The organism is Yoonia sp. I 8.24 (genome assembly GCF_022096995.1).
GTDB lineage: Bacteria > Pseudomonadota > Alphaproteobacteria > Rhodobacterales > Rhodobacteraceae > Yoonia.
Window position 1 is genome coordinate 56,286 of the sequence record NZ_JACXGQ010000001.1, and the last position, 14,112, is coordinate 70,397.

15 protein-coding genes are annotated in these 14,112 nt (G+C 52.6%); 13 read left to right on the top strand and 2 right to left on the bottom strand.

Going from position 1 to position 14,112, the window contains the following annotated elements; translation table 11 throughout:
• Nucleotides 1-28: 28 nt before the first annotated feature.
• Nucleotides 29-970 carry a hypothetical protein gene (locus Yoon_RS00320; RefSeq protein WP_238109165.1) on the bottom strand — a complete coding sequence of 314 codons (942 nt, stop codon included), beginning with the start codon at nucleotides 968-970 and terminating at the stop codon, nucleotides 29-31.
• 21 nt (nucleotides 971-991) lie between these two features.
• Nucleotides 992-1,915: a hypothetical protein gene (locus Yoon_RS00325; protein ID WP_238109166.1), complete on the bottom strand. Its 924-nt coding sequence runs from the start codon at nucleotides 1,913-1,915 to the stop codon at nucleotides 992-994.
• Between the two features lie 148 nt (nucleotides 1,916-2,063).
• Here Yoon_RS00325 and Yoon_RS00330 point away from each other — a divergent pair, with 148 nt between their 5' ends.
• The 13 genes from Yoon_RS00330 to Yoon_RS00390 all read left to right on the top strand — a co-directional run bounded on the left by Yoon_RS00330 (nucleotide 2,064) and on the right by Yoon_RS00390 (nucleotide 14,110).
• Nucleotides 2,064-2,789: a class I SAM-dependent methyltransferase gene (locus tag Yoon_RS00330; protein WP_238109167.1), complete on the top strand. Its 726-nt coding sequence runs from the start codon at nucleotides 2,064-2,066 to the stop codon at nucleotides 2,787-2,789.
• Between the two features lie 33 nt (nucleotides 2,790-2,822).
• Entirely contained in the window at nucleotides 2,823-3,989 is a 1,167-nt protein-coding gene (locus Yoon_RS00335; RefSeq protein ID WP_238109168.1) for a nucleotide sugar dehydrogenase, read from the top strand.
• A complete protein-coding gene (locus Yoon_RS00340) occupies nucleotides 3,989-5,005 on the top strand; it encodes an SDR family NAD(P)-dependent oxidoreductase (RefSeq protein WP_238109169.1) in 1,017 nt (338 codons plus the stop codon). Before Yoon_RS00335 ends, Yoon_RS00340 begins: the two co-directional genes overlap by 1 nt.
• A 138-nt stretch (nucleotides 5,006-5,143) precedes the next feature.
• Complete coding sequence (locus tag Yoon_RS00345; RefSeq protein ID WP_238109171.1) at nucleotides 5,144-6,136, top strand: IS30 family transposase; 993 nt, start codon at nucleotides 5,144-5,146, stop codon at nucleotides 6,134-6,136.
• Nucleotides 6,137-6,680: 544 nt separating this feature from the next.
• Nucleotides 6,681-7,271 carry a DUF4255 domain-containing protein gene (locus Yoon_RS00350; RefSeq protein ID WP_238109173.1) on the top strand — a complete coding sequence of 197 codons (591 nt, stop codon included), beginning with the start codon at nucleotides 6,681-6,683 and terminating at the stop codon, nucleotides 7,269-7,271.
• Nucleotides 7,268-8,005, top strand: a complete 738-nt coding sequence (locus tag Yoon_RS00355) for a hypothetical protein (RefSeq protein WP_238109175.1) — start codon at nucleotides 7,268-7,270, stop codon at nucleotides 8,003-8,005. The genes Yoon_RS00350 and Yoon_RS00355 overlap by 4 nt, the downstream gene beginning before the upstream one ends.
• Nucleotides 8,006-8,018: 13 nt before the next feature.
• Nucleotides 8,019-10,214, top strand: coding sequence for a phage tail sheath C-terminal domain-containing protein (locus tag Yoon_RS00360; RefSeq protein WP_238109177.1), 2,196 nt, complete (start codon nucleotides 8,019-8,021; stop codon nucleotides 10,212-10,214).
• A gap of 23 nt (nucleotides 10,215-10,237) precedes the next feature.
• Entirely contained in the window at nucleotides 10,238-10,696 is a 459-nt protein-coding gene (locus Yoon_RS00365; protein WP_238109179.1) for a phage tail protein, read from the top strand.
• A gap of 1 nt (nucleotide 10,697) precedes the next feature.
• Nucleotides 10,698-11,153, top strand: coding sequence for a phage tail protein (locus tag Yoon_RS00370; RefSeq protein ID WP_238109181.1), 456 nt, complete (start codon nucleotides 10,698-10,700; stop codon nucleotides 11,151-11,153).
• Nucleotides 11,153-11,338, top strand: coding sequence for a hypothetical protein (locus Yoon_RS00375; protein ID WP_238109182.1), 186 nt, complete (start codon nucleotides 11,153-11,155; stop codon nucleotides 11,336-11,338). The genes Yoon_RS00370 and Yoon_RS00375 overlap by 1 nt, the downstream gene beginning before the upstream one ends.
• Nucleotides 11,335-12,021, top strand: coding sequence for a phage tail protein (locus Yoon_RS00380; protein WP_238109183.1), 687 nt, complete (start codon nucleotides 11,335-11,337; stop codon nucleotides 12,019-12,021). Before Yoon_RS00375 ends, Yoon_RS00380 begins: the two co-directional genes overlap by 4 nt.
• Before the next feature lie 3 nt (nucleotides 12,022-12,024).
• Nucleotides 12,025-13,806, top strand: a complete 1,782-nt coding sequence (locus Yoon_RS00385; protein WP_238109184.1) for a phage baseplate assembly protein V — start codon at nucleotides 12,025-12,027, stop codon at nucleotides 13,804-13,806.
• Between the two features lie 13 nt (nucleotides 13,807-13,819).
• On the top strand, nucleotides 13,820-14,110 hold the full coding sequence (locus tag Yoon_RS00390) for a PAAR domain-containing protein (RefSeq protein WP_238109185.1): 291 nt from the start codon (nucleotides 13,820-13,822) through the stop codon (nucleotides 14,108-14,110).
• Nucleotides 14,111-14,112: the final 2 nt, after the last annotated feature.

The following is a 14,112-nucleotide window of genomic DNA, read 5'->3' on the forward strand; positions in this document are numbered from 1 at the left end:
TGGTCAAAAGAGAAAATGGACGCAGGCGCTATTGCTCAAAGACCGTGTCCGGACGGACCATCGTTACGCGTGGATCCTTCGCGAGGCGCAACAGGTCCTTTTTGTAGAGATTGGTCAAATGTTCGCGTTCCCAATCCGACCAAGGATCAAAACCCTTGTTGGTCTTGTCCCGTGGATATCGGTCCTGAATCTCTCGGCGCGCGTCGACGGCTGCCTGAACCCCATCGGAAAGCATAAGGTTTTGGATTACTTCGACCGCACGATGCGACGCTGTCGGACGTGGGTTCTGGTCCTTTGGCGAACGAAACTTGCCAACGTCAATTTCTGGCCCCGCAATATTACTCAAAATTTGGTTTGCCATCATCGGGTTACTACGAAAGTCTTCAAACGCCCAAATATAGATTTGCGCTTCGGGAAAATAAGTTTTCACACGGTCGATAACTCCGTTCCACATCGGGAACCTCGTGATCACTTTGTCGACCATCGAATGGGCCAAAATTGGGGAGGAGCTGTCTGCTCGAATTGATCGGAAGTATTCAACATAGGCTGCAGCGAAAAAATCTGCATAGTTTCGTAAGGACAAGTGAACTTCGCGTACTGGAAACGGTATTTCGCGCGCGGAAACCATCATAAAGGCATCTTTGAAGCGGTATAAGCGGCCAAATTTAATACAGTTACCGCAATGGCCCGCCAAGTTTTCGTCGCTTAAAATTAGTCTATCAGGCGCGCGCTCAATAATAGGTTCAAAGAATTTTCGTGTAATCTCGCGAAGCGTTTCGTCATCAATGAACTTTTTGCGCGGAAAACCAGTATGTTGATGCGCGTTCCGTTGACAGGGCACTGTAAATTGTTCACGCATTTCGCGGTGCGGAACATAGTGAACACCTCGCTTGCCCATAAAGTTCTTATTGCGCTGTAGGATACGCTGCAGATAAGTGGATGCAGTTTTGTGAAACCCTCCGTGCAGCACGACATATGGTTCGCTCATTTTTTAATCGTCCATCGTGGATTTTAGTGCGCGGCGATACTGTCGAAAACTCTTACGAACCCGCAAGCCCATCTGTTCACGCCCGCTTTCAGTAAAGTAGTTTTTCAAAGCGCCCGCATACCAAGGCAACTGCCGACGCCCCCGGTACAGCTGGTAAAACATCGGTTCAGTGATCTCACCAAACAGCCCGGCATGCATCAGGGGTTTGAGGGCGTCGATCTTACGGAGGAAAACGGCCGACTTATGATTTGAATACCAACATTTATAGGGGGTCACATTGGCATCAGAGAGCCGTTCAAAATGCTTATGATCTGGGGCAAAGTAAGGGTCGTAGAACACGCTGACCGGTCCACATTTGCCCAATATTCCGCGCGCATCGCTTAGCGGGAGCGTCCAATCTTGCCGTCGTCCGATCCAATAGCGTTCCTCCCACGGGACCAGTTCAGGATCTAGGGTCGATTGCGGATTAAACGCCAAAACATGCGCGCCGGGCACCAGTGAAGCAAAGACAAGCGCGGCAAATCCGCCCATCGATGTACCCGCAAAAACGACACGTTCATAGCCGTCGAAAAAACTACTATCGGCGAGCTGTTGCATGCGGTTGATCAGCTGCGGATCGCGGTACCATTGCTTGCCATGCGCCAAGACCCCGAGATGCGACACATGATGATCCAGCGCGAACTTATAGGCCCAAGGCACCCTTTCCTGACTTTTGTCGGCGACGTTCGAAAGATTATCGAATGTCACCAAAAGAACGGGCCGCAAGCGTCTGACAAACATTAAAGAATGGCGATTCGACTTTTCGATAAATCCGATCCCATCACCGCCAGGCGCGAGCTCAGAAAACCACAAAGGGAGCTGGGCATCTGCTTGCACAGCTGCACCATCAACATCTTCACTTTCGTCTGAAGGCGGAGTATCTTGCATATTGACCCTTTGATCCTATCGCGGCCTAGGCTAAGCGGTTCGGCGCGCTAAGAAAACCAATTAATCTTCAACGCTGCTATGGTTTGCATGCGCGATTATCCATATAGTTTGGTCAAGATGTTTGTTCATACCAATATGAGGCTGCGACATGGGCGTTGATACCGCACTTGCTTTGCAATTACTGGAAACGCGCCACTTGGTTGCGGATAAGACAGCTGGGGTTATGCTTGGCCGCCAGGGATTGCGTCTCAAACCGAGGTGGCGGACAATCACCCGCCGCGCGTTAGCACGACATGGGTTTCCAACTGATATTCCGGCCTATGAACAAGAAGATGGCTACGCCGAAAAATTCCTGTGTGATATCGGGTTTCCGCCGATGAAATCGATGGATTTTTCGGATTACGAAGGCTGTGATTTCACCCATGACATGAATGAAGCCGTACCCGATGCTTTGCGCAAAAGGTTCGATGTGATCCTCGACGGTGGAACCTTAGAGCATGTCTTTAACACACCACAGTCGCTCGATAATGTTTTTCATATGCTCAAAGATGATGGAATCTTCATCTCAATCAATGGCATGTCGGGTTGGGCAGGGCATGGGTTTTATCAGTTCAGCCCTGAATTGGTTTGGCGGTATTGGCAGGATACGCGCGGATGCAAAGTGCATAGCTGTGCCGCTGTGCCCTTTGATCCGACGCAAAACGTGATACAGGTTGCTGATACAGGGAAAAAGGGGGCGCGCTTTCGCGCGCGCGGTTTGGACGGGCGGTGGTATCTCTACTATGTCGTTCAAAAAACAAAAGGGGCAAACCCGGCCGAGCATATCCAAAACGCGCAGCAAGGTGACTATGTTGTGCGCTGGAACAATGCCTAAGCTGAACGCTCCTAAACAAAGGAAATCTTTTAAATGAAAATTGCGGTTGCCGGTCTTGGATATGTCGGGCTTTCGAATGCGGTGTTGTTGGCGCAGCATCACGATGTGGTCGCAGTCGATGTCGATGAACAGCGCGTTGCATTGGTGAATGATGGTAAATCAGCAATCGACGACGACGATATTTCAGCTTATTTGGCGCGTGGTGATCTAAAGTTGACCGCAACGACGGATGCCAAATCTGCGTTTGCAGATGCCGATTTCGTCATCATCGCGACCCCGACAAATTACGACCCGCGCACCAATCATTTTGACACTTCCACCGTCGAATTTGTTGCGGCCCAAGCGCATGAGATCGCACCAGACGCGGTGATCGTGATCAAATCGACCGTACCGGTAAAATTCACCTCCGAACTGCGCGCCGGTATCGGTTATGATCGGATCATCTTTTCGCCAGAATTTCTACGCGAGGGCAGGGCGTTACACGACAATTTGCATCCATCGCGCATTGTTGTCGGCGCACATACAGAGGATGCAAAACGCTTTGCAGACCTTCTTGTCGAAGGTGCGATCAAAAAAGACATGCCGGTACTTTTCACCGACACAACAGAAGCAGAAGCTATCAAGCTGTTTTCAAACACATTTTTAGCAATGCGGGTTGCTTACTTCAACGAGCTGGATAGCTATGCGATCGCGCATGGGCTCAACACCCGCGAAGTGATTGAAGGTGTCAGCCTCGATCCGCGTGTCGGAAGCCATTATAATAACCCGTCATTTGGCTATGGCGGTTACTGTTTACCCAAAGATACAAAGCAGTTACTGGCCAACTATAATGCTGTTCCACAAAATATGATCAGCGCGATTGTCCAATCGAACCGCACCCGCAAGGATTTCATTGCAGATCAAATTATTGCGAAAAAACCAAAGGTTGTAGGGGTTTACAGGTTGGTGATGAAAGCGGGCTCTAGCAATTTTCGCGACAGTTCGGTGCAAGGCATCATGAAGCGCATCAAAGCCAAGGGAATTCAGTGCATTGTCTATGAACCTGTGCTTGATGACGATCAATTCTTTAACAGTAGCGTTGTCTCAGATATCGCTGAATTTAAAAAGAAATCCGATCTTATCCTTGCCAACCGTTTGACCGATGATCTGTCGGATGTGGTCGAGAAAGTCTATACCCGCGATCTTTTTGAGGTCGATTGATGGCGCAGAAAACCGTTCTTGTGACCGGCTCTGCCGGGTTCATCGGCTTTCACCTGTCACAGCTTTTGCTTGCCGAAGGTTTCCGCGTTGTCGGGCTTGATAGCCATAATGGCTATTACGATCCGGCGCTGAAATCCGCACGAGAAGCCCAGCTTATCGTCAATGCTGATTACACGTCCGTAAAGGGCAGGGTTGAAGAACCCGGTCTTTTAATGGACCTCTTTGCTAAGCATCGGTTTGATTTCGTGGTGCATTTGGCTGCGCAAGCTGGCGTGCGCTATTCGATTGAAAACCCGCGCGCCTATACCGAGGCCAACCTCATGGGCACATTTGAATTGCTCGAGGCCGCGCGCGCGTATCCGCCTAAACATCTTTTGTTGGCCTCAACCAGCTCTGCATATGGTGCAAACGTGAAAATGCCATACCGCGAGACGGATCAAGCGGACCATCAAATGTCCTATTACGCCGCGACGAAAAAGGCGTCAGAGGCCATGGCCCACAGCTATGCGCATCTTTATGACCTGCCAGTCACGATGTTCCGGTTTTTCACCGTTTACGGTCCTTGGGGGCGCCCAGATATGGCGCCGTATTTGTTTACCAGCGCAATCATGGCCGACGAACCGATCAAGGTCTTTAACCACGGTAATATGAAACGTGACTTTACCTATGTCGGCGATCTGGTCCGCGGAATCCGCTTGTTGGTTGATGCCGTACCAGAACGTCCTGTTGATGGGATCGTGCCAGAGGGTGATAGCCTGTCACCAGTCGCACCTTGGCGCATCGTGAATGTTGGGAACGGCGAAAGCGTACCACTGATGGATTTCATCGGGGCGATTGAACGTGCATCGAACCACAAGGCCCAAAAACAAATGCTGCCGATGCAGCCCGGTGACGTGCCCGCGACCTGGGCTGACAACAGTTTGCTCAAATCGCTCACGGGCTATGCGCCGCAAACCAGCGTCACAGACGGTATCGCAGAGTACGTAAAATGGCACCGAGCGTATTACAAAAGCTAAACAGGCGTAATTACAGGCGTTTGCAATATATTTATTTAACATAATACTGATTATACGGCTTATTCATCCACATCGGGTACATTCTAAACTGGGAAGCGACTTTTCCTCTATCCTACTGGAAAGTCAGGAGAACAGTTTATGAAACGCACAGAGCTAAATCTAGCAGAACGACGTACGATTGAAGATCTTTTGTACCGCAAAGTAAACGCGAGTGAGATTGCGCGAAGGATCAATCGTCATCGCGCAACGGTCTATCGCGAGATCAAACGTAACTTTTTCACAGATGATGAGCTACCCCAGCTCAATGGTTACTTCGGGATGACTGCGCAGCGATCTGCTGCTGAGCGTCGCGCAAGACGTCGGAAATTGGTCCGAATTCCTGCGCTGAGAGAAGCCGTGATTGACCGGCTTCAGGAAGGTTGGTCACCCGAACAAATTGCTGGACGCCTGAAGTTTGAAGGTCATACAACTACCGTCAGTCACGAAACGATCTATTCCTATGTATACAGCCCAGAAGGCCAGTCTCAGGAGCTCGCACGATATCTTCCAGATCGCCGAAAAAAGCGTAAGCCGCGCTATGCAAGGACTGCGCGTGGCATGATGTTCCCGCCTGAGCGTTCGATCCACAACAGACCGGAACATATCAAATCCCGAGAGAATTTTGGCGCATGGGAAGGCGATCTGATGATCTTTCGGCGCGAACACGGCAAGACGAATGTGGCGTCTTTGGTCGAACGGAAGACGCGTTATGCTGTGTTGTTCCGTAACAATGACCGCAGCTCGAAACACTTCATGACCCGACTGATGAATGTCATGGAGCCCCTGCCCCAAACCGCTCGTCAGTCGATCACTTTTGACCGAGGGATTGAATTCTCTGGTTGGCGAAAGCTCAAACCTGGCATCGGAACTGAGGCCTGGTTCTGCGATCAACAAGCGCCATGGCAGAAAGGGTCTGTCGAAAACCTGAACAAACGAGCGCGACGGTATCTGCCACGCGACACACCAATCTCGACGCTCTCAGATCGCGACATGAAGGCGATTTGTGAACGCTTGAATGGAACCCCAAGGAAGTGCTTGGGATGGCGGACGCCGGCTGAGGCATTCGCCGAAGAACTAAGAAATCTAGGATAGAAAATGTCGCAACCTAACTTGAGTTCACAATCGAGACCGCCCTTTTGAGGCCCCAGATATCCCGAACAACTTCCAATGCGATTGCTTCCGCGGCCCAACGTGAAACGAAAAGAAGTGCAGGAACTTGCGCGCCCCTCAGTCTTTGTCAGATTCGCCATTTGTGATTTTTCCAGACCGCGCTCCTTAGTCATCACTCCAAAGAATTTCTTCCTTAAAGTGTAAAGTTGAGCCTCTATATCAGATATAGGCCAGATGGCTTATCAAAAGGAATCGCTCTCAGAACTTGGAACTGTGCGCAATAACACATTGAAACCAAATATAGATTACAATTTTTGAAACTCTGGCATTGCCAGATAGCGTTGACCTATGCTCTGCTTAACGTGGGGGCAACTTTTTATTTACCCGATCTTTTACATTCGCCCCTAGGTATGCGCATGAAGCGCGTTCCGCCTTTTGACGACACATAACAAAGGGGGCCACATGGTCTCTTCGACTACGCATTTTTATGCCCTGTTCGCAGGCCCTAAAGAGATGGGGAAAACCTGTGATTGATGCGGCGCTTTCTTTGACGGTGTCCAAGTTAAATGGGCATCTTTCCGGCCGTTTTGGTGCGCCCGAAGATATCGCAGTGCTTGCGCCACTGACCGATCCAGATGGAAAAGTTTCTGAATTGACCCGCAATCGTCTTGCGCTTTTTATCACCAATATCTCCGAAGACAGCGTGCCCCGCCGTGGTCAGGGACGCGGCGCGCCGCTGGCCGGATTCACCGCTGGCGAAGACCCTTTGCATCTGGACGTCTACGCGATGCTCGCGGCCTCTTATGATGCAAATATTTATGGCGAAGGGCTCAAGATGCTTTCCGCCGCTTTGATGTATTTTCAAAGCTACCCAATGATGACCCCACAAAATACGCCTAATATGCCCAAGGGCATGCAGCAGCTATCGTTTGAGATCAGCAATCTGCGCGTCGAAGAGATGGGACAGATGTGGGGCAATCTGGGCGGCCGTTACGTACCTTCGGTGATGTTTAAAATCCGCACGGTCACATTGACCTCTGGCGCGATTACCTCGCTGAAACCGGCAATCCGCAAACCGCGCCGCAGCCTGTTTCCTCTCCGGGAGGCGCAGTCATGAGCTTCCATATCGCACTGTCATTGCGTTTGACCCACGAGTATTGGGGGGATGAAACCCCGCCGCTGCGTATCCTGCCGACCGATATGCACCACTTTACTAGGGCCGGTTTTTTGGCAAAGCCAGCCCCTGCCCGGTTGGATGTCGTCGCTGAAACCGCACAGCTAACCGCGCCGACGCAGCTCGATTTTGATGTCTTCACCACCAGCCCGGATACATATGTTCTGACCAAAGGGCTGGCCGCAGAAAAAGTTCCGCTGTTTGATTTGGGCACCGAAACTGAATTGCAGCTGTCAGATGCGCTTCCTGTCCAAGCCCCTGCACGGATGCCTGGCGATCCGCTCTTGCGGCTGCGTATTCCGATTGATGTTTCTGGCACGCACGAAGTGACGTTTCATCTGCAGGCGGTAAGCGCCCTTTGGGCCTATTACTTTACCGGTGAAAACGCGGTCGAAGGCCTGCAAATTTCGGATGCCGCTGGCAGCACTTCCTTCAAAGATCTCGGCCCCTCCGCGATCACGGATGGCCATGTCGCCCGCGTCCTGCGCTCTGACACACCCATAAAGATGACTTACCGTTCTGACGCGCGCTTTGCGCTTGAAGCGCGGCAAGACCCGCCCTTTGACCCTATTACCCTGATCCCGGTGCTTCCTGCGGCCGGTGTCAATCTGCGCCCAACAGATGACCCTGCGGCCGCAGCCCCACTTCAATCCGACATTTTCGTCAGCTTATGGTAAAGGAGAATATCCAATGGTCATGAAGACCCCCGGCGTCTACATCGTCGAAAAAAGCGCCTTCCCGAACTCGGTCGTGCAAGTCGCCACGGCGGTACCAGCCTTCATCGGCTATACAGAACGCGCCGCAAACGGGAATGTATCGCTGCTTGATACCCCGTTTCGGATCACATCATTTTCTGAGTATATGAGCTATTTCGGTGGCCCACCAAAGCCACAATACGAATTGGTCCCTTACAAAGACTTTGACGGTACATCGCCGCTATCAGCGGATGGGGCCGCCAAGAAAGATGCCCTGCCCCGCGCGGTGTTTTCAGTTGGCGATGCCAAGTTTGAATTTGTACAAAAGAACCCAGCCTTCGCCTTATTCGGTGCGATGCGCCTGTTTTTCCAAAACGGCGGCGGCGCCTGCTATGTCACCTCTATCGGTGGCTATGAGGTCAAAAACGACGCAGGCGAAATCGAAGATAACGTCATCGACGCTGATCTCATGCTGGCTGCGATCAACGGGCTGAAAAAAGAACCTGAGCCAACAATGGTTGTCATACCCGAGGCAACCCGCCTCGCGCGTCAAAACGCCGTCAAAGTACAGCAAGCCATGCTGAAACACTGCGGCAACGACATGAAAAACCGTTTCGCGATTTTGGATATCTTTGCCGGTCACCTTGACCAAAAAGACCCGCTGGGCAACCCAGTTGCGACATTCCGCAATGATGTTGGGATCAACAATCTCGACTTTGGCGCGGCCTACTACCCGTGGCTGGATACGTCGATTTTCCAATCGCGAGACTTTAGCTACGAAAACATCGTCGGGGCCAGCCACCCGAAAATGATGTCGCTCATGCGTCAGGCAATGAAAGCTGGCAAAGAGCTCGCAACAGAGATCAATCGCATCTCGGCCCCAACGGTTTCTGGCGATTTCACCATCTCGGTGCCGAAGGGCGGAACTGTTAAGGTCACGCCTCATGATCTAACCGCAGAGGATGATGAAAGCGACAAGACCGGCTTGAACTACAAGATCGCCAAGACCGATCTAATGGGCGGCACATTTGTGAATGCTGACGGCGCCGAGGTATGGGAATTCACCCAAGATATGTTGGGCGATGAAGAAACCGCAAGCACGATTAGCTTTCAGCATGATGGCGCCGCAGCCAAGGGCAAGATCGAATTGGTTGTCAGCGACGAGGCCGAGATGGCCACCGATACATTGACCATGAAAATGGAAATGATTGGTGCGATCCTACTGCCTGCCGCGATCAAGGAACAAACGGCGACCGCCGAAATTGACGTCGCCTCTGATCACCCTGACGCGGACGCTGGATCGATTGTCCTGTCCGATGCCACGTCATCAGATGGCAAGGTTAAGGCTGTCGAAGGTGTTGGGACATGGACGGTCGCGGATGCGGGCAGTGTCAGTTTTGCGCCAGACCCTGCCTTTGCCGGCCCTGAAGCCAAAGCGACATATACGATCTTTAAAGAGGACGAACTTGTCGCGAAACAAGAGCTTCGGGTCTTGGTCGATGGCACCAGCCCTGTTGTTGCCCAAGGCCCCTCGCCCGCGATGATCGACAAAACATTACGCTCTTTGGTGCCGCTTTACGGCACGATGATGGACACGATTGCTAAGCGTGAAAACAGCATGGCACCGGGTGCAGGCATCGCTGGGCTTTATACAATGGTCGACAATAGCCGTGGTGTTTGGAAAGCGCCTGCGAACATCTCGATGAACTCTGTGGTTGGCCCAAAGGTCAATATTAACCACGAGGAACAAGAAAATCTGAACGTTTCCACAACCGGCAAATCGATCAACGCGATCAGGCCGTTTGTGGGTGAAGGCACGCTTGTTTGGGGCGCGCGGACACTGGACGGCAACAGCCTTGATTGGCGCTATATCAACGTGCGCCGCACGATGATCATGATCGAGGAATCGCTGCGTTTGGCCTCGAAGGCTTATGTGTTTGAGCCCAATACCGCCAATACATGGATTACGATGAAATCCATGACCGAAAATTTCCTGACTTCTGTCTGGAAACAAGGCGGTCTTGCGGGCGCTGTGCCCTCAGACGCGTTCAGCGTGCATGTGGGCTTGGGCGACACGATGACCCCGGTCGATATTCTTGAAGGGATTTTGCGGATCACCGTTTTGGTCGCCGTCGTGCGCCCAGCGGAATTCATCGAAATTACCTTCCAGCAGCAAATGCAGAAATCTTAAGAGTTTCAGAAAGGATTTAACCCATGGCAGATGATGGCTCCGCCCAAACACAGGCGATTTGGCCGCTTCCAAAGTTCCACTTTCAAGTAAAGTGGGACGATACAGAACTGGCATTTCAAGAGGTCTCTGGCCTCGACATCGAAACCCAGCCGATTGAATATCGCGCTGGCAATAACCCGGTGTTTTCAACAATCAAAATGCCCGGCATGCTCAAAACGGGCAATATCACCATGAAGAAAGGCGTCTTTGTCAAAGACAACGCCATTTGGGATTGGTTTGCGGAAATCAAGATGAACACGATTACCCGCAAGGCGCTCACCATTTCGTTGCTGGACGAGGCAGGCGCCCCGACAATGGTCTGGAAGGTCCAAAACGCCTTCCCCGTGAAGGTAACCGGCACAGACCTTAAGGCCGAAGGCAATGAGGTTGCTGTTGAAAGCATCGAGATCGCCCATGAAGGGTTCGTGATCGAGAACGCCTAAGATGGAAGAGTTTAGCGCACCAACAGCGTTTCACTTTGACGTGGCTTTTCAAGGCAGTGATCCGGATATTTCGGACACTGCCTTCCAGGAGGTCACAGGGTTAGAGACCGAAATGACCACCGAGCCTTTGCAAGAAGGCGGTGAAAATCGGTTTGTGCATAACCTGCCCAAACAGGTGAAGCACAAAAACCTGTCGCTCAAACGCGCCCTGACGGGCGACGATAGCGGCCTTGTGACCTGGTGCCAGAACACACTTGAACAGGGGTTTGGAACACCGATCAAACCACAGGATTTGCTTATTTCATTACTCAATGAAGAGGCGGAGCCAGTGGCAAGTTGGTCAATCACAAATGCTTTTCCGGTCAAATGGACCACCGGAAACTTTGACGCGATGAAAAATGAACTGGCGATTGAAACAATCGAGCTGAGCTACCTGACGTTAGAGAGGAAAAGCTAATGGCGATCGAAATTGGCAACCTTGTTGTGCGCGGCACTTTTGGCGACAGCAACCCTACCGATTCCGGGATGAGCGAAGATGAACTACGCACAATAACAAACCGTCTTCGCAAGGAATTTCGTGAATCAATTGCCAAAGAGATAGCCGCAAGTGAGCAGCGGATCAAAGAAGGGTTGCTGTCATGACGAAACTGACGATCACCCGCTGTGATACTTCTGTCTCGCAAATCACCGCAAAATCAGGTGCCGCAAATATCTTTACCACGACGATCAACCCATCGTCCTTTAACCGCAAGTATGCCACAAAGTTTTCTGGCACAGGCGGCGCGTCTGATGACGCAATTGGCAAGGCAGCCCCCGTCCCTAAATTTTCGGCCTCTGAACCGGAGGAAGTGTCATTCACCCTGACCTTGGACGGCACCGGTGTCGTCCCAGATGCCGTTGACACCACGGTCGCCGCTCAAATCGATAAGTTGCGCAGTATCGCTTATGACTATTCTGGCGATGACCATGAACCAGACGCGGTGCAGATCGACTGGGGGACAGAGCTGAAAGGGTTTCAGGGGCGGCTCACCAGTCTTGATATTGACTACACGTTGTTTGATCCCGATGGCGCGCCGTTGCGCGCGACAATGAAGCTAAAGTTTATCGAGGCGTTGACCGATGCACAGGTCGCGCTTGAGGCAAATAACCAATCCCCCGATCTGACCCATCTTGTGCGCGTGGTCGAAGGCGACACCCTGCCCCTCTTGTGCGAACGCATTTACAAGGACGTTACCAAATACCTTGAAATTGCGCGTTTTAATGACCTTGATGGTTTCTCTAGACTAGAGCCGGACACGCTTTTGCGTTTCCCGCCAATGAGGTAACCCATGGCCACCTCACCCGTCGCGAATGTCAGCGGTCCGCTTGGGATCAGTGTAAAAATCAACGGCAGTGCAATTGCGGAAGATATCGCTGTGAACGGGATCACTGTCACACTCGATATCAACCGGGTGCCGCAGGCAACTGTCCGATTGGCGGATGGATCGGTCGCGACCAATGAATTTCCGTTGATTGACGGCACTGATTTTGAGGTCAGCACCCCGATAGAGATCGCAGCATTCTTCGGCGCGGGCGCCGCGCAAATCCTGTTTAAGGGCATTATCACTGCGACCCGGCTGCGCATTAGCGGTGGTGGCGCGGGAGAATTGGAGCTGACCTGTCGCGACAAGGCGATCGCGTTAATGGACATCCGCAAAACCTCCAGTTTTGCCCAGATGAAAGACAGCGATGCGATGGCAGCCATCATTGGTGATGCAGGGCTTTCGGCCGCTGTTAAAGCCACCACAGCCGACCCCAGCGACCTGGTCCAATATGATTGCAGTGATTGGGATTTCCTGCGCCTACTGGCCGACCGTAATGGTCAGATTATCATTGTCGACGATGGAAAAGTAACGACCGACGCCCCCGACCCTGCCGGGGCGGCGACGATGGGGCTGACGCTTGGCATTGATATTTTGGATTTTGACTGCAAGATCGACACGGCCTCACTGATCAAAGATAGTACCGTAAGCGGTTGGGATCCCGCGTCACAGGCAGTCACAACCGAAACCAGCGACAGCGCTGACACGGGATCATGGGGCAATGCAGCCTATGCCGATCTGAGCAAAGTTACAGGCGACCGTACCCATACGGCCACGACCCCCTATGCCATTGGTCAGGTCGCGCTCGCGGATGTGGCCAAGGCGCGTGCGATGCGCGCACCGATGGGCGCTATTTCAGGGCGCTGCAAATATCCAGGATCTGCCTTGGCTGAGATCGGTAAAACCATTGAAATTACGGGCGTTGGTGACCATTTAGGCGGGACCGCCTATGTTTGCGGCATCACCCATGAAATTTCTGCGGGCACCTGGGAAACCACTGCGCGGCTTGGCCTGCCCGCCGGTTGGCGATCCGATAGTATTGGCCTGTCTACGCCCGGCGCTGGCGGGCTGAACGCGCCGGTGCAAGGGCTGCATGTGGGCACCGTGCTTGCGATTGTCGATAGCGGCGGTAGCAACCCAATGGGCGACGATACGATGATCCAAGTCAGCGTCCCCTTGATGGGGGAAACCCCTGCTGAACTTTGGGCGCGCTATGCACAGCCCTATGCGACAGGCGGCGCAGGTATTCAGTTTTTGCCCGAAGTCGGGGATGAAGTCATTTTGGGCTTTTTATCCGCTGATCCCGGCGCGCCTGTCATCTTGGGGTCGATGCATAGCGGCAGCCTTGCCCGCACAAACGAGGCCACCGAAGAAAACGAGCTTAAGACCATCACAAGCAAGTCCGGTATTCACATCACCTTTGACGATGACAAGGAAATCCTCACCGCCGAGACGCCTGCCGGCCAGTCCATCGTGATTGACGATGACGCAAGCACAATCACCCTGACGGATGTCACCGGCAACACCATTACGATGTCTGACAGCGGCATGGAAATGGCGGCCCAAGGCACGTTTGACCTGACGGCCACAGATACGATCACCATCGCCAGCGATATGGATGTCGAAATCACCGGCATGAATATCAGTGCAACCGCCGATGCTGAAATGACCGCCGAAGGCTCTGCAAGCGCGAGCTTTAGCTCCTCTGGCCAATGCACGATCGAAGGCTCGATCGTCATGATTAATTAGGAAAGATATCGCTATGCCCCCCGCCGCGCGCCTGACCGATATGCATACCTGCCCCGCTGCCAACGGCCCCGTGCCGCATGTCGGCGGCCCGATTGTCGGCCCCGGCGAAGCAACTGTTTTGATCGGAAAACTACCCGCAGCCGTACAAGGCGACAATTGTGTCTGTGTCGGTCCACCAGCGACAATCACAAAAGGATCTGCGACGGTGATGATCGGCGGTTCACCAGCCGCGCGCATGGGCGATACGACAGCCCATGGTGGTTCGATCGTTGCGGGTTGCCCAACTGTGATTATCGGAGGTTAGCC